Source organism: Streptomyces sp. NPDC039480 (assembly GCF_055597165.1).
Genome location: NZ_JBVITX010000007.1, coordinates 178617 through 202283 on the forward strand (window position 1 = coordinate 178617; position 23667 = coordinate 202283).

The following is a 23667-nucleotide window of genomic DNA, read 5'->3' on the forward strand; positions in this document are numbered from 1 at the left end:
AAAACGTAGCCCGTCCCGGGGTCGGGCAAACGTACGGGCCGACTCCGCCTCGGCGGAGCCAGGCACCCGGTCACGCCACGCGGCGGTGCGCGTACTCGGCGATGCCCGCCATCGGCGGCCGCTCCTCCGTGTCGACCGGGTACGTCCGCGGCACGAACCCCTGCTCGCCCCGCTCGAACTGCGTGAGCTCGGGGCGTACGAGATGCCCACGCGCGAGCCGCAGCTGTGCCGTCCGGTAGATCGCCGCCGCCATCCGCCCGAGCGCCTGCCCGTCCTGGTGCCGGTGCTTGCGCACCCCGACGTCCACCTGCGCCAGCGCGTCCAGACCCACCGTGTGCAGCGCGTCGACGAGCAGGCCGAGCTCCACGCCGTACCCGACGGGAAACGGCAGCCGCTCCAGGAGCGACCTGCGGGCCGCGTACTCGCCGCCGAGCGGCTGGACGAACCCCGCGAGCTGCGGCCAGTGCATGTTCAGGAGCGGGCGCGCCATCAGCTCCGTCACCCGGCCGCCCTGCCCGGCGGCCTCACCGAGCGGCCGGTCGTACATCGCCTTGACGAAGGCCACGTCCGGGTCGGTGAGCAGCGGGCCCACGATCCCCGAGACGAAGTCCGCGGAGAATTCCCGCAGGTCCGCGTCGACGAACGCGACGATGTCACCGCTCGTCACGAGCAGCGAGCGCCACAGCACCTCGCCCTTGCCCGGGACCGCGGGGAGGCGCGGCAGGATCTCTTCCCTGCGGACGACCTTGGCGCCCGCCGCCGCCGCGACCTCGGCCGTGCGGTCCGTGGAGCCGGAGTCGATCACCACGAGCTCGTCGACCAGCGGAACCTTCTCCATCAGCTCGCGGCGTATCTCGGCGACGATCTCACCGACCGTCCCCTCCTCGTCGAGCGCGGGCAGCACGACGCTCACCGAGGCGCCGCAGGCGCGCTTCGCGTCGGCGAGCCGGGCCGGCGGCCGGTCGGCGACGGACCAGGAACGCCTGCTGAGCCAGTGCTCGACCTCTTCCAGCACGGTCGCGGTCCTCCCATAGGTGATCGATGAGGTGATCGATGTGATCCATCTCGCGGTTCGGACGACTATCTCAAGGGTCCGGGGCTTCGGTTACAGTCTTGAACAACGCCGGTGACCATCGCATGTCGGGGTCGCCGCCGCGTTGAGATCGACAACTGAAACCCATAATCGAAAACCGCTCATCCAGAGGGGCAGAGGGAAACGGCCCGTTGAAGCCCCGGCAACCCTCCCGCCGACCGCGAGGTCACGGTGGGGAAGGTGCCAATTCCGTCTCGCGGCGAGATGCGTCGCGAGGAAGATGAGGAGAAAGGGCCTCGCCTCCATGGCTGTGCAGACTGTCGCCACCGATAGCGCCACCGAAAGCACCACCCCTTCCGTCGACCTCGGGCCCGCCTCCGGCCTCTCCTGCCGTGAGTGCGGCACCAAGTTCCCGCTCGGCCCGATCTTCGCCTGCGCCGAGTGTTTCGGCCCCCTCGAAGTCGCGTACGACCTGCCGCTCGGCGACCCGGAAGCCCTCCGCAAGCAGATCGAGGCGGGCCCCGCCAACATCTGGCGCTACGCCCCGCTGCTCCCCGTCCCCGCCGACGTGGCCGACAAGCCGAACCTGAACCCCGGCTGGACCCAGCTCGTCAAGGCCGACAACCTCGGCCGTGAACTCGGCGTCGAGCAGGGCAAGTTGTTCGTCAAGGACGACTCCGGCAACCCCACGCACTCCTTCAAGGACCGCGTCGTCGCGCAGGCCCTCGAAGCGGCGCGCGCTTTCGGCTTCACCACGCTCTCCTGCTCCTCCACCGGCAACCTCGCGGGTGCCGTCGGCGCAGCCGCCGCCCGCGCCGGCTTCCGCTCCTGCGTGTTCATCCCGCATGACCTGGAGCAGGGCAAGGTCGTCATGGCCGCGGTCTACGGCGGTGAACTCGTCGGCATCGAGGGCAACTACGACGACGTGAACCGCTTCTGCTCCGAGCTCATCGGCGACCCGCTGGGCGAGGGCTGGGGCTTCGTCAACGTCAACCTGCGGCCGTACTACGGCGAGGGTTCCAAGACCCTCGCGTACGAGATCTGCGAGCAGCTCGGCTGGGAGCTGCCCGACCAGCTCGTCATCCCCATCGCCTCCGGCTCGCAGCTCACGAAGATCGACAAGGGGCTCAAGGAGCTCATCGCCCTCGGTCTGGTGGCCGACAAGCCGTACAAGATCTTCGGCGCGCAGGCCGAGGGCTGCTCGCCGGTGTCGGCCGCGTTCAAGGCCGGCCACGACGTCGTACGCCCGCAGAAGCCGAACACCATCGCCAAGTCGCTGGCCATCGGCAACCCCGCCGACGGGCCGTACGTCCTGGACATCGCGCGCCGCACGGGCGGTGCGGTGGAGGACGTGAACGACGAGCAGGTCGTCGAGGCGATCAAGCTGCTCGCCCGCATGGAAGGGATCTTCGCGGAGACCGCGGGGGGTGTGACGGTGGGCGTCACGAAGAAGCTCTTCGAGGCGGGGCTTCTCGACCCGGCCCTCACCACGGTGGTCCTGAACACCGGGGACGGCCTGAAGACGCTTGACGCTGTCGCTGAGACTTCGCAGGCCACGGCGACGATCAAGCCGAGCCTTGAGGCGTTTCGCTCCGCGGGGCTTGCCGGCTGAGGTTGTTGCTTCCCTGCGGGTCGGCTGTGGCTGGTCGCGCAGTTCCCCGCGCCCCTTATGGGGCGCCCATCCCCCGGTACTTCTGAGGTGAACCCATGAGTGTCAACGTCCGCATCCCCACCATTCTGCGCACCTACACCGGCGGCAAGGCCGAAGTGGCCGCCGAGGGGGCGAATCTGGGTGAGGTCATCGCCGACCTGGAGAAGAACCACACCGGGATCGCCGCCCGCGTCCTGGACGACCAGGGCAAGCTGCGCCGCTTCGTCAACGTGTACGTGAACGACGACGACGTCCGTTTCGAGCAGGGCCTCGAGACGGCCACGCCGGACGGCGCGGGCGTCTCGATCATTCCCGCCGTCGCGGGCGGCTGATCTTTTCGCAAGCACCCTGCGAAATTCGAATTGCCCCCTCCGCGAGAGAAGCGGAGGGGGCAATTCTGCTTGGTTGAGCGCGGTACAGTTGGGAAGCGTGCTTCGCCGTCAGTGCCGAGTGCATATACGAAGTCGGCCCGGAGCCGACAAGAAGTAGCCAAAGCGCACTGCCCTTTTGAGCCTCATGTGCCTTTTGCCTGGCCCGACTTGCCCTGGATTCCGGTGAATTCTCCGCATATTACCGATCGGGCGCGCCCAGAATTCTCGTCCGATTGACCTGTTGCAGACGGCAGTTGGACAGATACATTCAGCGGCGGTCGACGCGTTCCGGCGCACACCCCCAATCAGTGGGGGGTGAGGTCTGACCCGGGTCCGCGAAGTGCGGTCCTGTGCAAGGGCCAGTAATAGGGGAGTTAGGCATGGCTCAGGGCACCGTCAAGTGGTTCAACGCGGAGAAGGGGTACGGCTTCATCGCGGTCGACGGTGGTGCGGATGTTTTCGTCCACTACAGCGCGATCCAGATGGACGGCTACCGCACCCTTGAAGAAGGTCAGCGAGTCGAGTTCGAGATCTCGCAGGGCCAGAAGGGTCCGCAGGCGGACATGGTCAAGCTCGCCGTCTAGCTCGGCGCGATCGACCACCGAAGCAAGCATCGCGAGGGGCTCGTATCCCACAGGGGTACGGGCCCCTCGTGTGCGCCCCGGCGTGCCCCCTGGATCCACCCGAGGCGCTTGCACTCGTGGGGGTCGAGTGCTAATCATTGGGCTTAGCACTCTACGAGTGAGAGTGACAGAACTTGGATCGGGTCGGTGAGGTCCGTACGCCGGGTGGGGCCAGGAACCACAAGGCGTTCGAGCCGTCCGTCGCGGGCACCAGCGCGATCCGTTTTGCTTGCCACCCCGTCCGGGAGGACCACTTCACATGGCCAAGATCATCGCGTTCGACGAGGAGGCACGGCGCGGCCTCGAGCGCGGCATGAACCAGCTCGCCGACGCCGTCAAGGTGACCCTGGGCCCCAAGGGTCGCAACGTCGTCCTCGAGAAGAAGTGGGGCGCCCCCACGATCACCAACGATGGTGTTTCCATCGCCAAGGAGATCGAGCTCGAGGACCCGTACGAGAAGATCGGCGCCGAGCTGGTCAAGGAGGTCGCGAAGAAGACGGACGACGTCGCCGGTGACGGCACGACGACCGCGACCGTCCTGGCCCAGGCCCTGGTGCGCGAGGGTCTGCGCAACGTGGCCGCCGGTGCCAACCCGATGGCCCTCAAGCGCGGCATCGAGAAGGCCGTCGAGGCCGTCTCCGGTGCCCTGCTCGAGCAGGCGAAGGATGTCGAGACCAAGGAGCAGATCGCTTCGACGGCCTCCATCTCCGCCGCCGACACCCAGATCGGCGAGCTCATCGCCGAGGCGATGGACAAGGTCGGCAAGGAAGGCGTCATCACCGTCGAGGAGTCCCAGACCTTCGGTCTGGAGCTGGAGCTCACCGAGGGTATGCGCTTCGACAAGGGCTACATCTCGGCGTACTTCGCCACCGACATGGAGCGTATGGAGGCGTCGCTCGACGACCCGTACATCCTGATCGTCAACTCCAAGATCTCCAACGTGAAGGACCTCCTTCCGCTCCTGGAGAAGGTCATGCAGTCGGGCAAGCCGCTGCTGATCATCGCGGAGGACGTCGAGGGCGAGGCGCTGTCCACGCTCGTCGTCAACAAGATCCGTGGCACCTTCAAGTCCGTCGCCGTCAAGGCCCCGGGCTTCGGTGACCGCCGCAAGGCCATGCTCGGCGACATCGCCATCCTCACCGGTGGCACCGTCATCTCCGAGGAGGTCGGCCTCAAGCTGGAGAACGCCGGTCTCGACCTGCTCGGCCGCGCCCGCAAGGTCGTCATCACCAAGGACGAGACGACCATCGTCGACGGCGCCGGTGACAGCGACCAGGTCCAGGGCCGCGTCAACCAGATCCGCGCCGAGATCGAGAACAGCGACTCGGACTACGACCGCGAGAAGCTCCAGGAGCGCCTGGCGAAGCTCGCGGGCGGCGTGGCCGTCATCAAGGCCGGTGCCGCGACCGAGGTCGAGCTCAAGGAGCGCAAGCACCGCATCGAGGACGCCGTTCGCAACGCGAAGGCGGCCGTCGAGGAGGGCATCGTCGCCGGTGGTGGCGTGGCCCTGCTGCAGGCCTCCCAGGTCTTCGAGAAGCTGGAGCTGGAGGGCGACGAGGCCACCGGTGCCGCCGCCGTGAAGCTGGCCCTCGAGGCCCCGCTGAAGCAGATCGCCGTCAACGCCGGCCTCGAGGGTGGCGTCGTCGTCGAGAAGGTGCGCAACCTCACCGTCGGCCACGGTCTGAACGCCGCGACCGGTGAGTACGTCGACATGATCGCCGAGGGCATCCTCGACCCGGCGAAGGTCACGCGCTCCGCTCTGCAGAACGCCGCGTCGATCGCCGCGCTGTTCCTCACCACCGAGGCCGTCATCGCCGACAAGCCGGAGAAGGCGGGCGCTGCCCCGGCCGGCGGCGGCATGCCGGGCGGTGACATGGACTTCTGATCGACCTCTGGTTGATCACTGTCCTGACGTACCGAGGGCGGCACTCCTTCTCACGAAGGGGTGCCGCCCTCGGGCGTTTCCCGTCCCGGGTTACGGCAGACGGTCCAGGATCCAGGTGCAGAGTTCCTCGGTGACCAGGGTGTGGCCCTCGTTCCGGGAGGCGCAGAGGAATTCGTCCAGCTCGCTCTCCTCCTCCGCGGAGGCCGTGACCGGCGCGTACAGCTTCTCGTGGGTGTCGATGTCGCGCAGGGCGATGGCGCTGACCGTCGGCACGAAGCAGTGCTCGCGGAAGTCCGCCTCGGAGCCGAGGCCGATCAGCGCGGGAATCTTGTTCAGCTCGTCGGCGAGGATGCCGAAGCCCTCCAGGGTGCCGCCCGGCGCGCCGTCGATCTCGGGCAGGCCCGTGGTGCGGATGCGGGGCCTGCGCAGGGTCACCACCCGCAGCTGGCCGACGAGCTGGTCCTCGCCCGCGGACTGCGTGTACAGGTGGGTGCCGGTGATGGCCAGGCCCTTGCCGTGGAAGGCTTGTTCGCCGGCCGGGACGCCGTTGCTCTCGCCGATGCGGGAGCCGTTGGACACGCCGATCTTCTTCGGCCGAGAGGGCCAGCGGCCCACCCGGTCCAGCTCGGCGAGGAACGTGCCGCGCTCCTTGTCCGTCTCGGGGGTGTCGCCCCACTCGCTGATGTGCTGCCACAGGAGCTGGCGGGCGGCCGGGCTGTTCATCTGGTTGGAGAACGCCGCGTTGAGGCGCCGGATGTAGTGCGCGAACGACTGCAGCGCGACGGGGATCCAGGCGCCGCGGTGCGGGCTGTCGTACGAGAAGTACAGGGCGGTCTGATGGTCGTTCTCGCCCGTCCCGCCGTCGTGCTCCATCTTGGCGAGGGCGTACCGCGTGACGAGCCCGCCCATGCTGAACCCGCCGACCGTCAGCGGGTGGTCGCCGTCGCGCCGCGCGATGGTCTCCAGGATCGCGGCCCTGGCGACCTCGGCGTTCTCCAGGATCGACGCGCTCCGCTCGTCGAAGCCGACCAGGACGACGTCGTACCCGCGGCCGCGCAGGGCACTCAGGAACGGGAACGGGCCGCGTTCCATGATCTCCCAGGAGAAGTCGAGGTCGCTCGGGCCCGAGCTGAAGCCGTCGCTGATGACGACGGGCCGCGTCAGGCCCTTCGTCCGGTCGGCGAGGTACACCCAGGCGGTGCCGCCGGGCAGCGCCCACTCGTCGTCGGGCCGCGGGGCGGCGGCGGGGGCCTCGCGGGCCTCGCGCGGGCCCGGGGCGAGGGTGATGCGGGCGGCCGACCCGATCGCCTCCGCCACCTCCCGCTCGTCCATCTCCTGCAGATCGGGCTGGACCGGCTGCTCGCCCCGGTCCGGCCGGTCGGGTTTGTTGCGCTTGCTCATGAGGGTCCCCTCCGCTGGCGCTCCTGTGGTGACGTCCGGTGCCATCTTTGATACGTCGGGTAGTCGCCGACACCCGCTCGCGGCAATCGGCACCGGGGCCGGGGCCCTTTCGGACAGGGCGACTTCGGCCGCGTACGCGTGGGACACGTGGGGCGGGACGCCGTGGCCTGGGCCGCACGGGAGCCCCTCGCCGCCACACCCGGGCGGGCCGACGGCGCGTCGGCCAACTCACGGCGGGCGGGCTCGCGCCGGGCACCGACAACTCTGTCGCGAAGCCGACCAGCTAACCAACCGACTGGCCGACCAGTCGAACACGGAGCGTTGTTATGAAGCCTGTACTTTTCAGGTCACGTGCAGTTGGACACTCTGGGTGATGAGTAGGAACACTCAGTGTGAAAGGCGGAAGTCATGACGCTGACGGCGGAGGAACGGGTGCGGGCGGTCGAGGACGCCGTACGGCAGTTGAAGGCAGGGCTCGCGGAGGTCGGGGTCACCTTGCCCTCACTGCAGATCGACCCTTTGACGGCCGCGGCCGAGGGGACGCTGCCCCTGGTCGAGCTGGGCCGCTGCAACCTCGACACCGCGCTCCGGCTGGCCGCCGTGCTGGAGGGGACGCGGTGAGCGGGTGGTGCTGCCGGAGGCGAGGAGGTCCTAGTCCGTGCTGCGGGAGTTGTCGAGGGCTGTGCGGAGGTGGCCGTTGGCTGTGGTGAGGAGGTGGGTGGCGGTGGGGGCGTCCACTCCGCCGAGGATGGTGAGGATGGCGTTCTTCACCTCTCCGTCGGTGGCGGCGAGCGCTGCCTCGATCTCCTCGTCGGAGGCGCCGGTGGCGAGGGCGACGATGCGGCGGGAGCGGGCCCGCAGCTTCTCGTTCGACGCGCGGACGTCCACCATCAGGTTTCCGTACGTCTTGCCGAGGCGGATCATCGTGATCGTGGACAGCATGTTGAGGACGAGCTTCTGGGCCGTGCCGGCCTTGAGGCGGGTGGAGCCGGTGAGGAGTTCGGGGCCGACGACGACCTCGATGCCGTGGTCGGCGGCGGCCGCGAGCGCGCTGCCCGCGTTGCAGGAGAGGCCGATGGTGAGCGCGCCGTAGCGGGCGCGGGCGTGTTCGACGGCGCCGATCGCGTACGGCGTGCGGCCCGACGCGGAGATGCCGACGACGACGTCGTCCGCGGTGAGGCCGAGCCCGGCCAGGTCCTCGGCGGCCAGCTCCTTGCTGTCCTCGGCGCCCTCGACCGCCTGGACCATGGCGCTCGGCCCGCCCGCGATCAGGCCGACGACCTCGCCGGGGTCGGTGTTGAAGGTGGGCGGGCACTCGGAGGCGTCGAGCACGCCGAGCCGTCCCGCGGTGCCCGCGCCCGCGTAGACCAGGCGGCCGCCGCGGGCCATGCGCTCGGCCGTGCCGTCGATGGCGGCGGCGATGGCGGGGAGCTGCTCGGCGACGGCCGCGGGGACGGTGGCGTCCTCGCCGTTCATGATCGCCGCGATCTCCGCGGTGGGCAGCTGGTCGATGCCGGAGAGCTCGGGCCGGAACGCCTCGGTGGTGAGGGTGGCCAGCTGGGCGCGGAGCTCCCCGTAGTCGTCGCCGCGTTTGTGCTGGTGGTGGTGAGGGGCGTCCGTCGGGCCGGTCGGATCGGTCGGGTCGGTCGGGTCGGGCGCGCCGGTCGCGTCGGCGGTGGAGGTCATGGCGGCTGCGGCTCTTTCGTTTCCGGTGCGGGGGGTTGGGGGGTGGAGCGTGCAGGCGGGGCTTCAGCGGTTGGTGCCGCGCGGGCTGTGGCGGTGGGCCAGCGCCTCGTAGGACGCGGCGAGCGCGGGCGCCGCCGTCTCGTACGTCCGCTGGGCGACACCCACGAACAGACAGTCCACCACAAGGAGTTGACTCGTGCGGGACGACATCGCGGCCGGCCGCAGCTCGCTCTCGCGGGCCGTGGAGGTGGTCAGTATGTGATCGGCGTACTGCGAGACGGCCGCGCCCGGCCGGCCGGTGATCGCGATCGTCGTGGCGCCGTGCTCGAAGGCGACGCGGAGGGGTTCGATCACGTCGCCGGTCGAACCGGAGTGGGTGATCGCGATCGCCACGTCCTTCGCGCGGAGCGTCACCGCGTTGGTGACGGCCAGGTGCGGGTCGGAGTGCGCGTGCGCGATGTGCCCGATGCGGAGCAGCTTCTGGGCGAGGTCCTGGGCTACGAGGCCCGACGCGGCGACGCCGTAGATCTCCACGCGGCGGGCGGTGGCGAGCGCGGCGACGGCCGCGCCGAGCTGGACGGTGTCGAGCCCGGCGGCGGTGTCGGCGAGGGTCTGCTGCTCGTCGTACGCGAGCTTCGCCACGACGTCCGCGATGGGATCGTCGACGGCGATGTCCGCGGTGACGGCGGGCGCGCGCCCCGACTGCTGCTGGGCGGCGAGACCGGCGAGCGCGAGACGCAGGTCGCGATAGCCCGGGTAGCCGAGGAGGCGGGCGGTGCGGACGACGGTCGCCTCGCTCGTGCCCGTGAGCTCGGCGAGGCCGGTGACCGTGAGCGCCGCGCAGCCCGCGGGGTCGCCCGCGACGGCCTCGGCGACCCGCTGCATGGACCGGGTCATCGACGGCGCCAGCGTCCGCACCTTGGCCGCGAGGGCGGCGGGGGCGGGGGGTGCGGCGTCCGCGAAAATTTCCTTCACGTCATTGCTCACAATTGAAAGGTATTTTCGGCCAGAGTGCGGGTCAAGGCCCCGGAGGTTGCCGATCTCGCATGGGGTGACAATGGCTGCATGGACGCGATCGACCCTTTGGAGCAGGCGTTGCACGCCGCTCGCGCACTTGTCCTCGCCGACCTGGTCGCCCGCGAGGTCGCCGAGGCCGAGGTCGTCTCGATGGTCGAGGAGTCGGTGGCGCACCGGCGCTGGTGGGTCGAGCAGTGGCCCGAGGGCGTCGACTACATCGCGGGGCTCGTCGCCCAGGACGTCCAGGACGCGCTCCTGGAACGGTACGGGCGGTGGCCGCTGTGTCCCGTGTGCGAGACGGGAGAGCCCCACGCGCTGGACGTGGAGCCGGAGTTGGGTCCCGACCCGCACTGGGTGTGCGGCAAGGCGGGCGTGGTCGTGGCGCCGGTGGGCGGCCTGACGTGAGCGTCTACATCGACCCGCCGACCTGGCCCGGCCACGGCCGCATGTGGTCCCACCTGGTCAGCGACGTCTCGTACGAGGAACTGCACGCGTTCGCGGCGACCATCGGCTGCCCGCCCCGCGCCTTCGAGCGTGACCACTACGACGTACCCGCGGAACGGTACGACGACGCGGTGCGCGCCGGCGCCGTGGAGGTCGGCTCGAAGGAACTGGTGCGGAGGCTCACGGGGGCGGGGCTGAGGAGGCCGAAGGGGCGGCCGGCGTAGGCATCCCTCAGGCCTTGGTGCCGGTCTCGGCGGTGGCAGGGGCGGAGGGAGCAGGGGCGGCGGGGGAGGCCGTGGCCGAGGAAGTCGTGATCACGCGGCTCGGGGTCCTGCGGTGCAGGCGGAGGGAGAGTGCCACTGCCGCGATCGCCGTTGCCGTCATCGCTGCTCCTGCCCACGCCGTCGCCTCGTAGCCGAGTTTCAGGTCGATCACCGTGCCGCCCAGCCAGGGGCCGCCCGTGTTGCCGAGATTGAATGCCGCTGTCGTGGTCGCGCCGGCCAGGGTGGGGGCCGCGCTCGCCACGTTGAACATGCGGGCGTTGAGCGCCGGGGCCGTGTAGAACGCGGAGACTCCGAGGAGGAAGCTCAGCGTGATCGCCGCCGCGGGGGTCGCGGCGAACAGGGCGAGGGAGACCAGGAAGACCGTGGACGCGGCGATGCCGCTCAGGAGGACGCCGAAGAGGTGTGCGTCCGCCACCCGGCCGCCGATCGTCGTGCCGACCAGCGCGCCGACGCCGAAGAGGCCGAGGACCGAGGGGACCCAGCTCTCGGAGAGGCCCGCCACGTCCGTGAGGAGCGGCGAGAGGTACGAGAAGGCGCAGAAGACGCCGCCCGCGGCGAGGGCCGTGATGGTGATCGACAGCCAGACCTGGCGGTCGCCGTAGATCGACAGTTCCTTCTTGAGCTGGGGCTTCTCCGCGGGGAGCGGGATGCGGGGGATGAGCGTCAGTACGCCGATCAGCGCGATCGCGGAGGCGGCGCCGACCGACCAGAACGCGGAGCGCCAGCCGAAGTTCTCGCCGAGGAACGCGCCCACCGGGACGCCGAGGACGTTCGCGATGGACAGACCGCCGATCATGACGGCCATGGCGCGGGCGCGTTGGTTGAACTCCACCATCGCGATGGCGACGGCCGCGCCGACCGCCCAGAAGCCGGCGCAGGCGAGCGCGCTCACGACGCGGGACGCGAAGAGGATCTCGTAGGTGGGCGCGAGGGCGCCGGCGACCTGGCCGAGGCCGAACACCGTGATGAGGGTGATCAGGGTCGTGCGGCGGGGGAGGCGGAGGGTCACGACGGCGAGGAGCGGGGCGCCGATGACCATCCCGATGGCGAAGGCGGAGATGAGGAGGCCGGCGCGCGGGATGGAGACGTTCATGTCGTCGGCGATGGGCGGGAGCAGGCCCGACAGCATGAACTCGCTGGTACCGAGGGCGAAGACGGCCAGACCGAGCATGTAGACGGCTATGGGCATGCGGGGGCGGGCGGGGGTGCCGCCGGGCGTGGGGACGGAGGTCGGCATAACAGGAGTGAACAGTGGGGTTGCCCGTGACATTCCCTGGCGGTGCGGTGCGGTCCCGGGGCGTCAGGCCCGTTGCAGGGCGTACGCGTGGTTCGTGTCGCGGTCCGCGAGCCGTACGTAACCCGCGCGGGTCGCCACCCGCTGGGACGGCGCGTTGTCGGGAGTGGTGACGGCCAGGAGGGACGTCACCTCCGGGTGGGTCAGGGCCCAGTCGGAGAGCGCGCGCAGTGCCTGCGTGGCGTACCCCTGGCCGCGCGCCGCCTCCACCAGGTCGTAGCCCACCTCGACGCAGCCGTTGTCGTCCGGCGGGCCGTGGAAGCCCATGCCGCCGACGGCCAGCTCGTCGGCCGTGCGGACCAGCGCGTACATGCCCCAGCCGGGGCGGAGCACCCCTGCGGCGTACGCCTTCGTGAGCATGCCCGCGGCCCTGCGCGTGCCGTCGAAGGGGGCGCCGTCCAGCCAGGTCAGCCCGCCGGTGCCGCCCCCGGCGAGGTCCGCGGCGGCCGCGGGCGTCACCTCGCGCAGGGCGACGGGCCCCGCGGGCAGGGAGTGCGGGTTGTGCCAGCGCCACCGCGTGACGGGCGCGCGGCCCGGCAGGGTGCCGCGGCCCGTGGCCCACAGCAGGGTCGTCCAGGGGGTGGCGCCCGGGAGGGCCGGCGGCACGTGCGGGAAGAGGTGCGCGAGGACCGCAGCGCACAGCTCGGCGGGCGGTTCCGCGTCGACGCCGAGCGTGCGGGCGATGTCGTACGTGTGGAGCAGGACCTCCGTGACGCCCATCGCGGCGAAGCCCGTCGCGTCGGCGGCGCCGGAGGGGTAGGGGTGGTAGGCGCGGACGCCGCGGGGGGTCGTGCGGACCACGGCGGACAGGATGGCTCCCGCCGCCTCGATCGCCCGGATCGCGCCTTCGGGGTCCGTGCCCTCGTCGAGGGTGGCGTCCAAGGGGATGTAGGCGTCCGTGGCGCGGCCCGTCAGCTGGCACGCGTACGCGATGTGGCAGCCCGCGATGTGTTCCGCCGTCTGCAGGCAGCTCCAGTCCAGTTCGTCCGCCTTGGCGCTCCAGTCGCGGCCCGCCGTCGCGCGCAGCACCCCGGCCGCGTACGCCACGGCCTCGTCGATCCGGTCCCCACCCATGAGAAGCATGCGGCAGAGAGTACGGGAGCGGCGTCGGAAGGGCCTCAGGTTTCCAGCAGGGCCAGCTCCGTCGCCAGGTTCCCGCGGGCCGGTGCCTCCCAGTTGGCCGCCCCGTACGGCGTCCTGAAGAGGCGCGGGAGCGCCATGAGCTGGCGCAGCACGTCCGCCCTGCCCCGGCGGAACGCCTCGTCCGGCACGAAGCCGTACTCCTCGCGGACGGCGGCCGCGTAGGCGGCGTACGCGTCGGGGGAGGCCGCGAGGATCGCCAGGTCGGCGTCGCACAGCGCCTCGCCGTTGCGGTCGCCGTCGGCCGGGTCGTGCGTGACGGTGAGGCGGACCAGGCGCGCCACCTCGGCCGTCCGGTCGGCCGGCAGACCCGCTTCGGTGAGGGCGCGCTCGGCGAGGCGGGCGGAGCGTTCCTCGTTCTCCGAGCGCTCGGGTGCGTACACCGCGTCGTGGAACCACGCCGCGAGGCGTACGAGGTCGGGGTCCTCGGTGTGGTCCTCCAGCACGTCGATGTGGTCGAGGACCGCCGCCAGGTGCTCGGTGGTGTGGTACCGGCGCTGCGGCTCGGCCCAGCGGGCGAGGAGGCGGTCCGCATATGGGGCGGGGTCGGGGGTGCCCTCGGCGGCGCGGAGCAGGGCGGTGGCCCAGCGGGCGTGGAGGTCCTTTTCGTCGGCCATGCCGCGACTCTAGTCGTTGAATACCCCAGGGGGGTATGTTAACGTCCCGGCGTCATCCGGTACCCCCAGGGGGTATCAATCGTAGGGAGGGGAACAGTCATGCAAACCGTCGGACCGGCAGCGGTCAGTCCCAAGCGCTGGTGGGCGCTCCTCGTGCTCGCCACCGCCCAGTTCATGGTCATCATGGACACCTCGATCATCGGCGTCGCACTCCCCGAGATGCAGCGGGACCTGGGCTTCTCGCAAGGGGAGTTGCAGTGGGTCTTCAACGCGTACGTGATCGCCTTCGGCGGGCTGCTGCTGCTCGGCGGGCGGCTCTCCGACCTGCTCGGGGCACGCAGGGTCTTCGTCTCCGGGTGGGTGGTCCTGATCGCGGGCTCCGTCCTCGCCGCCGCCGCGCAGACCGCGACCGTCGAGGTCGTCGGGCGTGCCGTGCAGGGCGTCGGCGGCGCGCTCATCGCACCCGCCGCCATGACCCTCCTGATGATGCTCTTCGGGCACGACCCGAAGGAGCTCGGCAAGGCCATGGCCCTCTACGGCGCCGCGGCTCCCGCGGGCGGCACGGCCGGCGTCTTCCTCGGCGGCGTCTTCACCGAGTGGCTGAGCTGGCCCTGGGTCTTCATCATCTACGTCCCGATCGGCGTCGCCACCCTCGCCGCGACCCGCCTCCTGCCCGCCGTCGAGGGCCGGCGCGGCTCGGTCGACCTGCTCGGCGCGGTCTCCGTCACCGCCGGTCTCGCGCTCGCCGTCTTCGCCGTCGTCCGGGCCCCGGAGGCCGGCTGGGGCTCGACGGGGACGGTCCTTCAACTGGCCGGCGCGGCCGCCCTCCTGGCGCTCTTCCTCGTCGTCCAGAAGGCCGTCCGCGAGCCGCTGATGCCGCTGAAGGTGTGGCGCGTGCCGCGGCTCGGCTCCGCCAACCTCGCGATGGCGCTGCTCGGCGCCGCCTGGATCCCGATGTGGTACTTCCTCAACCTCTACCTCCAGCAGGTCATGGGGTACGGGGCGTTCGCGAGCGGCGCGGCCCTGCTGCCGATGACCGGTCTGCTGATGGTCTTCATGACCGCCGTCACCGCGCGGCTGCTCGGCCGCTTCGGTGCCAAGGCCCTGATCGGCGGCGGGCTCCTCGTCCTCGCGCTCGGCCTGGCGTGGCTGTCGCGGGTCGGCCCGACCGGCTCGTTCGTGGTCGACGTGCTGCCCGCCTCGCTGGTCGCCGCGCTCGGCATGTCCCTCGCGTACATCCCGGCGATGATGGCCGCGATGGCCGGCGCCCCGCAGGAGCAGGCGGGCCTCGCCTCCGGCATCGTCAACACGACCTACCAGGTGGGTTCCGCGCTGGGCCTCGCCGCGCTGACCGCGCTCGCCACCTCGCAGGGGGCGGGGGAGCTCGGTGACCTGCCCGCGCTGACGGACGGGTTCGGCGCCGCGTTCACCGGTGCGGCGGCCGTCGCGGCGGTCGGAGGTGTCGTCACCCTGCTGGTGATGCGGGGCGAGACCGCGGCGGCGAAGGAGATGGAGGAGGGGATGGACAAGGGGATGGAGAAGGGGAAGGAGGGGGTGGGCGTCTGACGAGGTCGCTCACCTGTACGCCGGACGGGCCGGGTTCTCGGGTTCTCCGGTCGGCGGACGGGCCGGGATCTCCGGCCCGTCCGTTGCCATGTGCGGCTTCACACGGTTGGCTGCCGCCATGACCACCATCGACGAGAGCTACGAACCCGACCGCGCGGGACGCCTCCTGCGTACCGAACGCGACGCCCTCATACCGCTGTTGAGGGCCGCTCCCGACACGGCGTACGAGATCCGCACGTGCTGTCCCGGCTGGACCGTGCGGCATGTGCTCGCGCACTGCAGCTCCGCGCTGATGCGGGTGGTGGAGAGCCGCTTCGAGGAGGGCGTGTACTCGCCCGAGAGCAACGAACGCGACATCGCCGAGCGCGCCGACTGGTCCAACTCCCGTGTCGTGGACGAGCTGGAGCGCGGCATGACGGAGGCCGGGCCGGTGATGGCCGCGGCCAAGGGGCTCCTGGACGGTGTCGCTCTCGGCGAGTGGGTGCACGCCGGAGACGTACGGGCGGCGTGGGGGAAGCCGGGTGCGTACGGCGGTGACGGGCTGGTGGACGCGCTGCCCCTGCTCGAACAGTTCAGCAGGTCGACGCATGCCGCCGCCACACTGCCGCCGCTGCACGCGGACGTCGACGGCTGGGACGAGCCGCTGACCCTGGGCGTCCCCGACGGCAAGCGGCCGCCCGCCCGCTACATCGGTGACGCGCCGACGCTGGTCCGGCTGTGCACGGGGCGGCCGCTGACGGGCACGCGGTACGAGCTGGTGGGCGTCACCGAAAAGGAGTTGTGCCTCTTCGGGTGAGAGGGATCATGGAGGGATGGCCTCCGACACCCCCACCGCATCCGGCTCCGGCGAACCTCTCGTCCCCGCCGATCCGGACGTGCTGCATCCCATGCCAGGACAGGAGCGGGTGGTGCTGCTCAAGCCGCTCGTGACGTCACCGCTGATCGAGGTCGGGGACTTCACGTACTACGACGACCCCGACGACCCGACCGCCTTCGAGACGCGGAACGTGCTCTATCACTACGGGCCCGAGCGGCTGGTGATCGGGAAGTACTGCGCGCTGGGCGAGGGCGTCCGGTTCATCATGAACGGCGCCAACCACCGGATGGACGGGGCCTCCACGTTTCCCTTCCCGATCATGGGCGGGTCCTGGAGCGAGCACTTCGACCTGATCTCCGGGCTGCCGGGACGCGGCGACACGGTCGTCGGCAACGACGTCTGGTTCGGCTACCGCTCGACCGTCATGCCGGGCGTGCGCATCGGGCACGGCGCGATCGTCGCGTCGGGGGCCGTGGTCGTCGACGACGTGCCCGACTACGGCATCGTCGGCGGCAACCCGGCGAAGCTCATCCGGCGTCGCTTCGGCGACGACGACATCGCCCGGCTGCTCGAACTCGCCTGGTGGGACTGGCCGCTCGACCATCTGACGGCGCATGTGCGGGCCGTCATGTCGGGCTCGGTGGACGAGCTGGCCGCCGTGGCGCCGGCCGCCTGATACGCGTGTGACCCCGGAGGCCGACGGGCCTTCGGGGTCACGTGGTCCACGGGTCCGCAGGAGCGCACAGCGCGGCGTCAGTGCGCGTGGCCGCCGCCGTCCTTCTCCGGTTCGGCGTGCGCGCCGCCGCCCGCGTGCACCGTGAACTCCGCCGTGCGGACCTTTCCCTCGTGCTTGAAGTCGAGGAACAGGCGGTACGCGCCCTTGCTCGGCGCCGCCGTCCCGAAGGAGATGCCGGGACCCGCCTTCGTCCTCCCGTCGCCGGGCGCGCCGTTCGGGTGGACGTGGAGGTAGGCGAGGTCGCCCGCCCGCAGCACCACGAGGTGGCCGTACGCCCCCAGGTAGGGCTGCAGGTTGGTCACCGGCCTGCCGTTCTTCGCCACGCTCAGCGTGAGGTCGCCGCCCGCGCCCGTCTTCAACTCGCCCTTCAGCTCGACGTCGTAGCCGTCGACCTTCGCCGTGGTGCGGTGCGCGGGCAGCTCCTTCGGGTCGTACGAGCCCGTCACCCCGAGGTCCGCGCCCAGCGTCAGGCCCTCCTTCGCGTCCTTGGGGCGGAAGTCGGCGAAGACGCGGTAACCGCCCGCGTCGGGCAGCTCGACCTTCGTCGACCAGGTGCCGTCGGCCGCGCGGGCCGGGTGCAGATGGCGGTAGGTGGTCAGGTCGCGTGAGGCGACGATGAGGTGCAGCTCCTTGTCGTGCTCCTTCTGGTACGCGGTGACGTTCCGGCCCGATGAGTCCTTGACGACGGCGAAGCGGAGCTCCTCCGGGCGGCCCGCGTCGATGCGGGACGTCTCGAGGTCCAGCGTGTAGCCGCGGTCGGAGATCTGGAGGCCGCCGGGGACCGCCGCGTTCTCCGCGTTCTCCTTGTGCTCCTCACTCCCCTCGCGCTGGGCGCCGTCGTGCTGCCCGTGCCGGGCGTCCTTCGGCTTGTCCGTGACGGGGTCGATGCCCGTCCCCACGCCGTACGCGGTGCCGAAGGTCGCGGCGACGGCGGCGGCGAATGCGGTGATCCTCAGTCCGGAGTTCATGACACCGAAGATACCCCCCTGGGGTATGAAGTCAAGTGGGTGGACCGAGCGGGGAACCTCTTGCGTTCGGTACCCCCCAGGGGTATACATGGATCACATCAGCGGTACCCGCCCCGGGTATCAGGACCCCGACTCGTACAGGAGCCCGAGACATGGCCACCACCCCACCCGGTGCCGCCGAGACGGCGGCGCCCGCCGCAGAGGTCGAACTCGCCATCGGTGGCATGACCTGCGCCTCCTGCGCGGCCCGGATCGAGAAGAAGCTCAACCGCATGGACGGCGTCGAGGCGACCGTCAACTACGCCACCGAGAAGGCCAAGGTCAGCTACCGCGGCGCGGACGTCTCCGTACAGGACCTGATCTCGACCGTCGAGGCCACCGGCTACACCGCGCAGGAGCCCGCCCCGGCCCGCACCGAGTCCGGTGCGCCGGACGGTGACGGCGGCGAGGAGCGGGCCGCCGCCGACGAGCTGCGGCCCCTGCGCCAGCGCCTGATCACCGCGGCGCTGCTGTCCGTGCCCGTCATCGCCATGGCGATGGTCCCGGCGCTCCAGTTCGAGTACTGGCAGTGGCTGTCGCTCACGCTCGCCGCGCCCGTCGTCACATACGCGGCCTGGCCCTTCCACAAGGCGGCGTACACCAACGCCCGGCACGGCGCCGCCACCATGGACACGCTGATCTCCGTCGGCACGTCGGCGGCGTTCCTCTGGTCCCTGTGGGCGCTGTTCTTCGGGACGGCCGGCACACCCGGCATGACGCACCCCTTCGAACTGACCATCGCCCGCACCGACGGCGCCGGGAACATCTATCTGGAGGCCGCGGCCGGAGTGACCGCGTTCATCCTCGCCGGGCGGTACTTCGAGGCCCGCTCCAAGAGGAAGGCGGGCGCCGCCCTGAAGGCGCTGCTCCAGCTCGGCGCCAAGGACGTCACCGTGCTGCGCGACGGCGGGCGCGAAGAGACCATTCCCGTGAGCGGCCTGCGGGTCGGCGACCGCTTCCTGGTGCGGCCCGGCGAGAAGATCGCCACGGACGGCAAGGTCGTCGAGGGCTCGTCGGCCGTCGACGCGTCCATGCTCACCGGCGAGTCCGTGCCCGTCGAGGTCGGCGAGGGCGACTCCGTCACCGGCGCCACCCTCAACGTCGGCGGCCGCCTCGTCGTCGAGGCCACCCGCGTCGGCGCCGACACCCAGCTCGCCCGCATGGCCAAGCTCGTCGAGGACGCGCAGAACGGCAAGGCCGCGGCCCAGCGCCTCGCCGACAGGATCTCCGCGGTGTTCGTGCCGGTCGTCATCGGCCTGGCGCTCGCCACGCTCGGCTTCTGGCTCGGCAACGGCGCCGGTCTGACCGCCGCCTTCACCGCCGCCGTCGCCGTGCTGATCATCGCCTGCCCGTGCGCCCTGGGCCTCGCCACGCCGACCGCCCTCATGGTCGGCACCGGGCGCGGCGCGCAGCTCGGCATCCTCATCAAGGGCCCGGAGGTCCTGGAGTCCACCCGCAAGGTCGACACCATCGTCCTGGACAAGACCGGCACCGTCACCACCGGCAAGATGACCCTCCTCGCCACGCACACCGCGGACAGCACCACGGAGGCCGAAGTCCTGCGGCTGGCCGGCGCCCTGGAGCACTCCTCCGAGCACCCCATCGCCCGGGCCGTCGCCGCCGGCGCCACCGCGACAGTGGGCGAGCTGCCCACCCCGGAGGACTTCGCGAACGTCGCGGGCCTCGGTGTGCAGGGTGTGGTGGAGGGGCACGCGGTTCTGGTCGGCCGCGAGCAACTGCTCGCCGAGTGGGCGATCCGGCTGCCCGTCGAGCTGGAGCGCGCCAAGGCCGAGGCCGAGGCGGCGGGACGTACCGCCATCGCGGTCGCCTGGGACGGCGAGGCCCGCGCGGTCCTGGAGGTCGCCGACGCCGTCAAGGACACCAGTGCCGAGGCCATCGGACGGCTGCGCGCACTGGGCCTCACCCCGATCCTGCTGACCGGCGACAACAAGGCCGTCGCCGATTCGGTCGCCGCCGAAGTGGGCATCGCGCCCGAGCACGTGATCGCCGAGGTCATGCCGCAGGACAAGGTCGACGTGGTGAAGCGGCTGCAGGCCGAGGGCAAGTCGGTCGCCATGGTCGGCGACGGCGTGAACGACGCGGCGGCGCTCGCCCAGGCCGATCTGGGCCTGGCGATGGGCACCGGCACGGACGCCGCCATCGAGGCGGGCGACCTGACCCTCGTCCGGGGTGACCTGCGGGCTGCGGCCGACGCGATCAGGCTCTCCCGCCGCACCCTCGGCACGATCAGGTCGAACCTGTTCTGGGCCTTCGCCTACAACGTCGGCGCGCTGCCGCTGGCCGCGGCAGGACTGCTCAACCCGATGATCGCGGGCGCGGCCATGGCGTTCTCGTCGGTGTTCGTGGTGGGCAACAGCCTGCGCCTGCGGGGATTCAAGCCGCTGGCCTGACCGCCGGCCCGACGTTGCTTCCCGCGGGTTCCCCGCAGATTTCCCGGTGGTTTCCCCACCCCGGCGTGAGCGACACGGCTCGCGCCGGGGTGTTCTGCGCGTAGGCTGGTAATTGGACTAGACCTATGCGGGCAGCGAGCAGAAGGAAGAGACATCCATGAGCAAGCGTGCAGTCCTGGAGGTGATCGCCCTCGACACCGAGGACGCCGTCGCCGCCCAGGCCGGCGGAGCGGACCGCCTGGAGCTGGTGACCGACATGGCCGCGGACGGCCTCACCCCGTCCCGCGAGACCTTCGCCGCGATCCGCTCCGCCGTCGACATCCCGCTGCGCGTCATGCTCAGGCTGGCCGACGGATTCGCCGCGGGCGACGTCGACGCACTGCTGCGCCGCACCCACGAGCTCAGGAGCGAGGGCGCCGACGAGTTCGTGCTCGGCTTCCTCGACGAGGCGGGCGGCCCCGACCTGCCCGCCGTCGAAGCGCTGGCGGGCGCCCTCGACGGCTGCCGCTGGACCTTCCACCGGGCCATCGACCGGGCCGCCGACCGCGACGCCCTGCGCAAGCAGCTCGCCGACCTGCCCGGCCTCGACACCTACCTCACCGCGGGCGCCGCGACCGGCGTCGACGACGGCCTGCCGACCCTGCTCGCCGAGGCGGCCCGGCGCGGCGAACCGGGGTACGAGCCGCAGCTGCTCATCGGCGGCGGCCTCCGCCTCGACCACCTGCCGCGCCTGACGGCGGCCGGCGTCGACGCCTTCCACATCGGTGGCGCGGCCCGGCCCGACGGCTGGTCGGCGCCGGTGTCGGCAGCGGCGGTCGCGGAGTGGCGGGCCGCGCTGGACGCCGGTTCGTTCACCGGTTGATCGTTTCTCCGCGGGACGCGATAGAACTGGTTCGACACGGAGGGGACCTCATGCCGACACCAGCAGAAAAGACGCGTCCCGCGGAGCGCATACTCGCGGCCGGGACGCTGCCCGTCGCCGCGACGCTGCTCACGGGGACGGTCGCGCTCTACATCGCGCTCGTCGCGTTCGGGAACATCACCGACTTCGACACGAACCGGCAGTTCGTACGCCATGTCCTCGCGATGGACACCACCTTCAAGGACAACGGCCTCAAGTGGCGCGCGGTGGAGTCCACCGTGCTGCAGGACGCGGCGTACGTCGGGATCATCGCCTGGGAGACCCTGGCCGCGCTGGTCCTCGGCACGTCGACGGTCCTGTGGGCCCGCGCCCTGCGCCGGCCCCAGGGACCGCCCAGGGACCAGGGCTTCCACCGGGCCCGGCGCACGGGCAGCATCGGGCTGCTGATGATCCTCTTCCTCTTCGGCGTCGGTTTCATCGGGATCGGCGGCGAGTGGTTCGCCATGTGGCAGTCGGACGCCTGGAACGGCCTGGACGCGGCGACGCGCGTCATCACGCTCACGGGCATCGTCCTCATCGTCACGCACCTGCCGTCCGCCGCTCCGACCGCCGCCATCACACCGGCGGACCCGGCGGGCGACCCCAAGGGCTCCTAGGTCCTAGGCGAGTAGGCCCTAGGCGAGCTGCTTGGGCAGCTCGTCCGCGTGTACGACGATCAGGCCCGACACGGCACGGGTCAGCGCCACGTAGAGGCGGCGCAGACCCGTGCGTTCGTCGGGCTCGCCGTCGACGACGGCGGCCGGCTCGTCGAGTACCACGTAGTCGTACTCGAGCCCCTTCGCGAGGGACGCGGGCACCAGCGTGAGGCGGGTGTCCGGCGTCGTCTCCTCGCCGGGGGAGAGGTAGCTGACCCCGGCCGCCGCCAACGCCCCGGCGAGCGACGGAATCCGGGCGTCCGCGGCGATGAGGCCGATGGAGCCCTCCTGCCGCAACGACTCGGCGCACGCCTCGAGACAGGCCGCGTCCAGACCCTCGACACCCGCACCATCGTCCACCCGGCGCACCGCCAGCGAACCCGGCGCCTCCCGCACCGAGTCGACCGCCGCGAGGCCCGGCGCGATGTCCGGCAGCAGCCGCGACGCGTACGCGATGACCTCGCGCGGCACGCGGAAACCGGCCGTCAGCTCCTCCACGACGGCACCGTCCTTGCCGAGGTGCCGCAGCGCCTCGTCCCAACTCCGCGTCGCCCACGGCGTGGTGCCCTGCGCCAGGTCCCCGAGGACGGTCGCCGAACCCGTCGTGCAGCGCCGGCCCACCGCGCGGTACTGCATGGGGGAGAGGTCCTGCGCCTCGTCGAGCACGACGTGCCCGAGGGAGTGGGTGCGCGAGACCAGGTCGGTGGCCTCGTCGATCAGTACGGCGTCGGCGACGGACCACTTGGCGGACCTGACGCTCCGCGCGGGCTTGGCCCACAGAACGGCCTTCTGCTCCTCCGCGCTCAGAATCCCCTCGGCGTGCGCGGCGAGGAAGTCGGCGTCCGACAGCAGCCGCAGTACGAGCTTCGCGGGGTCGACGGGCGGCCAGACGGCCTTGACCGCCGCCTTCACCGCGGTGTTGCGGGCGACGGCGTCCTGCACGCGGTCGTCCGGCGCCTCGCCCGCCTGCTCCATGCGGACGAGCACGGCGTGCGCGATGCGCTGCGGAAGGGCGTCCCGCGCCGCCCCGTACCGAATGTCCCGCGCGAGCAACTCGCCGACGATCTCTTCGAGTTCATACGCGGGGACACGCCACCTGCGCGACCCGCGCACGACGACGACCGGTTCGGTGGGCATGGTGACGTGGGACCGCACGGCCTTGCGCAGCACCTCCGCCATGCGGGCGTCGCCCTTGACGAGGGCGGCGGCCGGCTCGTCCGTGCCGCGCACCTCCACGTGGGCGACGAGGTCGTCGACGGTGGCCTGCTTCACCTCCAACTCGCCGAGCGCGGGCAGGACCTGCTCGATGTAGTGCAGGAAGGAGGCGTTCGGCCCGATGACGAGGGTGCCGGTCCTGGCCAGCCGCTCCCGGTGGGCGTACAGCAGATAGGCGACCCGGTGCAGCCCGACGGCGGTCTTCCCGGTCCCGGGCCCGCCCTGCACACAGACGCTCCCGCTCAGCCCACTCCGGACGATCTCGTCCTGCTCGGGCTGAATGGTGGCGACGATGTCCCGCATCGGCCCGACGCGCGGCCGCTCGATCTCCCGCTGGAGCAGCTCGCTGGTCCGCTCGGCCTCGCCCGGGTCGCTGAGGTGCTCGTCCTCGTACGCGGTGAGGTCGCCGCCGGTGTAGCCGAAGCGGCGGCGCAGCGCGATGTCCATCGGGTCCTTCTTCGAGGCCCGGTAGAACGGCTGGGAGACCGGCGCGCGCCAGTCGATGACCATCGGGTCCCCGCCGGCGTCGTGCACGTGCCGCCGACCGATGTAGAACTGCTCGCCCTCGGCGCCCTCCGCCTCCTCGGCGCCGGGCGCGTGCAGATAGTCGAGCCGCCCGAAGAAGAGCGGGGTGTGGGCGAGATCGGCGAGCGACTTGATCCGTTCGTCGAGCTGCCGCTCCAGGACCGCGGCGTTCACCCAGTTCGCGGTGACGTCGCGGATGTCGAGGGCCTCGGCGTCCTCACGCATGGCGCGCAGGGCGGCACGGGACGCGGCGAGGTGGCCGCGCTCCCGCGCGAGGGGGTCAGGGTCGGCGTGCGCGTGCACGGGGTGCCTCCGGCGGTTCAGCGGTGTCGTGGTGCTGCTCATCGGGCTGCCACCCGGTTTCCGTCCGGACGGCGGCACTCCGCG

Annotated in this window: 22 protein-coding genes and 1 riboswitch; of the genes, 13 read left to right on the forward strand and 9 right to left on the reverse strand. The window is 71.5% G+C overall.

Going from position 1 to position 23667, the window contains the following annotated elements; all coding sequences use genetic code 11:
* Nucleotides 1-70: 70 nt before the first annotated feature.
* The gene (locus ACZ56E_RS22775) at nt 71-1015 is read right to left on the reverse strand and encodes a glucosyl-3-phosphoglycerate synthase (RefSeq protein WP_471216752.1); all 945 of its coding nucleotides are present in this window, start codon (nt 1013-1015) and stop codon (nt 71-73) included.
* Nucleotides 1016-1191: 176 nt separating this feature from the next.
* Nucleotides 1192-1320: riboswitch (SAM riboswitch) on the forward strand.
* A 17-nt stretch (nt 1321-1337) separates the two neighbouring features.
* Between ACZ56E_RS22775 and thrC the strand changes: the two genes are divergently transcribed.
* The 4 genes from thrC (at nt 1338) to groL (ending at nt 5563) form a co-directional block, all read left to right on the forward strand.
* Nucleotides 1338-2645, forward strand: coding sequence for a threonine synthase (thrC, locus tag ACZ56E_RS22780; RefSeq protein WP_471216754.1), 1308 nt, complete (start codon nt 1338-1340; stop codon nt 2643-2645).
* Nucleotides 2646-2740: 95 nt separating this feature from the next.
* Nucleotides 2741-3016: a MoaD/ThiS family protein gene (locus ACZ56E_RS22785; RefSeq protein ID WP_150217764.1), complete on the forward strand. Its 276-nt coding sequence runs from the start codon at nt 2741-2743 to the stop codon at nt 3014-3016.
* Nucleotides 3017-3435: 419 nt separating this feature from the next.
* Complete coding sequence (locus tag ACZ56E_RS22790) at nt 3436-3639, forward strand: cold-shock protein (RefSeq protein WP_005315736.1); 204 nt, start codon at nt 3436-3438, stop codon at nt 3637-3639.
* 298 nt (nt 3640-3937) lie between these two features.
* Nucleotides 3938-5563 carry a chaperonin GroEL gene (groL, locus tag ACZ56E_RS22795; protein ID WP_062776541.1) on the forward strand — a complete coding sequence of 542 codons (1626 nt, stop codon included), beginning with the start codon at nt 3938-3940 and terminating at the stop codon, nt 5561-5563.
* Nucleotides 5564-5653: 90 nt separating this feature from the next.
* On the opposite strand, the gene ACZ56E_RS22800 is transcribed toward groL, so the two are convergent.
* Complete coding sequence (locus tag ACZ56E_RS22800) at nt 5654-6964, reverse strand: esterase/lipase family protein (protein WP_471216755.1); 1311 nt, start codon at nt 6962-6964, stop codon at nt 5654-5656.
* Nucleotides 6965-7372: 408 nt separating this feature from the next.
* On the opposite strand from ACZ56E_RS22800, the gene ACZ56E_RS22805 reads away from it, so the two are divergent.
* Nucleotides 7373-7585, forward strand: coding sequence for a hypothetical protein (locus ACZ56E_RS22805; RefSeq protein ID WP_468612373.1), 213 nt, complete (start codon nt 7373-7375; stop codon nt 7583-7585).
* Between the two features lie 30 nt (nt 7586-7615).
* Here ACZ56E_RS22805 and murQ read toward each other — a convergent pair whose 3' ends face one another.
* Both murQ and ACZ56E_RS22815 read right to left on the reverse strand, forming a co-directional pair.
* Entirely contained in the window at nt 7616-8650 is a 1035-nt protein-coding gene (gene murQ / locus ACZ56E_RS22810) for an N-acetylmuramic acid 6-phosphate etherase (protein ID WP_471216758.1), read from the reverse strand.
* A gap of 63 nt (nt 8651-8713) precedes the next feature.
* Nucleotides 8714-9637, reverse strand: a complete 924-nt coding sequence (locus ACZ56E_RS22815; RefSeq protein WP_471216760.1) for a MurR/RpiR family transcriptional regulator — start codon at nt 9635-9637, stop codon at nt 8714-8716.
* A 78-nt stretch (nt 9638-9715) separates the two neighbouring features.
* Here ACZ56E_RS22815 and ACZ56E_RS22820 point away from each other — a divergent pair, with 78 nt between their 5' ends.
* Both ACZ56E_RS22820 and ACZ56E_RS22825 read left to right on the forward strand, forming a co-directional pair.
* Nucleotides 9716-10072, forward strand: a complete 357-nt coding sequence (locus ACZ56E_RS22820) for a hypothetical protein (RefSeq protein ID WP_362999573.1) — start codon at nt 9716-9718, stop codon at nt 10070-10072.
* The gene (locus tag ACZ56E_RS22825) at nt 10069-10335 is read left to right on the forward strand and encodes a DUF4031 domain-containing protein (RefSeq protein WP_471216762.1); all 267 of its coding nucleotides are present in this window, start codon (nt 10069-10071) and stop codon (nt 10333-10335) included. The genes ACZ56E_RS22820 and ACZ56E_RS22825 overlap by 4 nt, the downstream gene beginning before the upstream one ends.
* Before the next feature lie 7 nt (nt 10336-10342).
* On the opposite strand, the gene ACZ56E_RS22830 is transcribed toward ACZ56E_RS22825, so the two are convergent.
* The 3 genes from ACZ56E_RS22830 to ACZ56E_RS22840 all read right to left on the reverse strand — a co-directional run bounded on the left by ACZ56E_RS22830 (nt 10343) and on the right by ACZ56E_RS22840 (nt 13446).
* On the reverse strand, nt 10343-11584 hold the full coding sequence (locus ACZ56E_RS22830; protein WP_471217209.1) for a Cmx/CmrA family chloramphenicol efflux MFS transporter: 1242 nt from the start codon (nt 11582-11584) through the stop codon (nt 10343-10345).
* 111 nt (nt 11585-11695) lie between these two features.
* Nucleotides 11696-12772, reverse strand: coding sequence for a GNAT family N-acetyltransferase (locus ACZ56E_RS22835; RefSeq protein WP_471216764.1), 1077 nt, complete (start codon nt 12770-12772; stop codon nt 11696-11698).
* Between the two features lie 35 nt (nt 12773-12807).
* Complete coding sequence (locus ACZ56E_RS22840; protein ID WP_471216766.1) at nt 12808-13446, reverse strand: HD domain-containing protein; 639 nt, start codon at nt 13444-13446, stop codon at nt 12808-12810.
* A 99-nt stretch (nt 13447-13545) separates the two neighbouring features.
* Between ACZ56E_RS22840 and ACZ56E_RS22845 the strand changes: the two genes are divergently transcribed.
* The 3 genes from ACZ56E_RS22845 (at nt 13546) to ACZ56E_RS22855 (ending at nt 16505) form a co-directional block, all read left to right on the forward strand.
* A complete protein-coding gene (locus tag ACZ56E_RS22845; protein WP_471216768.1) occupies nt 13546-15012 on the forward strand; it encodes an MFS transporter in 1467 nt (488 codons plus the stop codon).
* 118 nt (nt 15013-15130) lie between these two features.
* Nucleotides 15131-15808, forward strand: a complete 678-nt coding sequence (locus ACZ56E_RS22850; RefSeq protein ID WP_471216770.1) for a maleylpyruvate isomerase family mycothiol-dependent enzyme — start codon at nt 15131-15133, stop codon at nt 15806-15808.
* Between the two features lie 16 nt (nt 15809-15824).
* The gene (locus ACZ56E_RS22855; RefSeq protein ID WP_471216772.1) at nt 15825-16505 is read left to right on the forward strand and encodes a CatB-related O-acetyltransferase; all 681 of its coding nucleotides are present in this window, start codon (nt 15825-15827) and stop codon (nt 16503-16505) included.
* A gap of 77 nt (nt 16506-16582) precedes the next feature.
* On the opposite strand, the gene ACZ56E_RS22860 is transcribed toward ACZ56E_RS22855, so the two are convergent.
* A complete protein-coding gene (locus ACZ56E_RS22860) occupies nt 16583-17533 on the reverse strand; it encodes a hypothetical protein (RefSeq protein WP_471216774.1) in 951 nt (316 codons plus the stop codon).
* A gap of 152 nt (nt 17534-17685) precedes the next feature.
* Between ACZ56E_RS22860 and ACZ56E_RS22865 the strand changes: the two genes are divergently transcribed.
* From ACZ56E_RS22865 to ACZ56E_RS22875, 3 genes are all read left to right on the forward strand, one after another.
* Nucleotides 17686-19983: a heavy metal translocating P-type ATPase gene (locus ACZ56E_RS22865; RefSeq protein ID WP_471216776.1), complete on the forward strand. Its 2298-nt coding sequence runs from the start codon at nt 17686-17688 to the stop codon at nt 19981-19983.
* A gap of 157 nt (nt 19984-20140) precedes the next feature.
* A complete protein-coding gene (locus ACZ56E_RS22870) occupies nt 20141-20845 on the forward strand; it encodes a copper homeostasis protein CutC (RefSeq protein WP_471216778.1) in 705 nt (234 codons plus the stop codon).
* A 50-nt stretch (nt 20846-20895) separates the two neighbouring features.
* The gene (locus ACZ56E_RS22875) at nt 20896-21501 is read left to right on the forward strand and encodes a DUF2165 domain-containing protein (protein WP_471216780.1); all 606 of its coding nucleotides are present in this window, start codon (nt 20896-20898) and stop codon (nt 21499-21501) included.
* 18 nt (nt 21502-21519) lie between these two features.
* Here the strand turns inward: ACZ56E_RS22875 and ACZ56E_RS22880 are convergent, their stop codons facing one another.
* Nucleotides 21520-23625, reverse strand: coding sequence for a HelD family protein (locus ACZ56E_RS22880; protein WP_471216782.1), 2106 nt, complete (start codon nt 23623-23625; stop codon nt 21520-21522).
* Nucleotides 23626-23667: the final 42 nt, after the last annotated feature.

Excerpts from the sequence above, each read along its gene's own strand:
- thrC (WP_471216754.1), top strand. The coding sequence starts at position 1,338 with ATGGCTGTGCAGACTGTCGCCACCGATAGCGCCACCGAAAGCACCACC.
- ACZ56E_RS22785 (WP_150217764.1), top strand. The coding sequence starts at position 2,741 with ATGAGTGTCAACGTCCGCATCCCCACCATTCTGCGCACCTACACCGGC.
- ACZ56E_RS22790 (WP_005315736.1), top strand. The coding sequence starts at position 3,436 with ATGGCTCAGGGCACCGTCAAGTGGTTCAACGCGGAGAAGGGGTACGGC.
- groL (WP_062776541.1), top strand. The coding sequence starts at position 3,938 with ATGGCCAAGATCATCGCGTTCGACGAGGAGGCACGGCGCGGCCTCGAG.
- ACZ56E_RS22800 (WP_471216755.1), bottom strand. The coding sequence starts at position 6,964 with ATGAGCAAGCGCAACAAACCCGACCGGCCGGACCGGGGCGAGCAGCCG.
- ACZ56E_RS22805 (WP_468612373.1), top strand. The coding sequence starts at position 7,373 with ATGACGCTGACGGCGGAGGAACGGGTGCGGGCGGTCGAGGACGCCGTA.
- murQ (WP_471216758.1), bottom strand. The coding sequence starts at position 8,650 with ATGACCTCCACCGCCGACGCGACCGGCGCGCCCGACCCGACCGACCCG.
- ACZ56E_RS22820 (WP_362999573.1), top strand. The coding sequence starts at position 9,716 with ATGGACGCGATCGACCCTTTGGAGCAGGCGTTGCACGCCGCTCGCGCA.
- ACZ56E_RS22830 (WP_471217209.1), bottom strand. The coding sequence starts at position 11,584 with ATGCCCATAGCCGTCTACATGCTCGGTCTGGCCGTCTTCGCCCTCGGT.
- ACZ56E_RS22835 (WP_471216764.1), bottom strand. The coding sequence starts at position 12,772 with ATGCTTCTCATGGGTGGGGACCGGATCGACGAGGCCGTGGCGTACGCG.
- ACZ56E_RS22840 (WP_471216766.1), bottom strand. The coding sequence starts at position 13,446 with ATGGCCGACGAAAAGGACCTCCACGCCCGCTGGGCCACCGCCCTGCTC.
- ACZ56E_RS22845 (WP_471216768.1), top strand. The coding sequence starts at position 13,546 with ATGCAAACCGTCGGACCGGCAGCGGTCAGTCCCAAGCGCTGGTGGGCG.
- ACZ56E_RS22850 (WP_471216770.1), top strand. The coding sequence starts at position 15,131 with ATGACCACCATCGACGAGAGCTACGAACCCGACCGCGCGGGACGCCTC.
- ACZ56E_RS22855 (WP_471216772.1), top strand. The coding sequence starts at position 15,825 with ATGGCCTCCGACACCCCCACCGCATCCGGCTCCGGCGAACCTCTCGTC.
- ACZ56E_RS22860 (WP_471216774.1), bottom strand. The coding sequence starts at position 17,533 with ATGAACTCCGGACTGAGGATCACCGCATTCGCCGCCGCCGTCGCCGCG.
- ACZ56E_RS22865 (WP_471216776.1), top strand. The coding sequence starts at position 17,686 with ATGGCCACCACCCCACCCGGTGCCGCCGAGACGGCGGCGCCCGCCGCA.
- ACZ56E_RS22870 (WP_471216778.1), top strand. The coding sequence starts at position 20,141 with ATGAGCAAGCGTGCAGTCCTGGAGGTGATCGCCCTCGACACCGAGGAC.
- ACZ56E_RS22875 (WP_471216780.1), top strand. The coding sequence starts at position 20,896 with ATGCCGACACCAGCAGAAAAGACGCGTCCCGCGGAGCGCATACTCGCG.
- ACZ56E_RS22880 (WP_471216782.1), bottom strand. The coding sequence starts at position 23,625 with ATGAGCAGCACCACGACACCGCTGAACCGCCGGAGGCACCCCGTGCAC.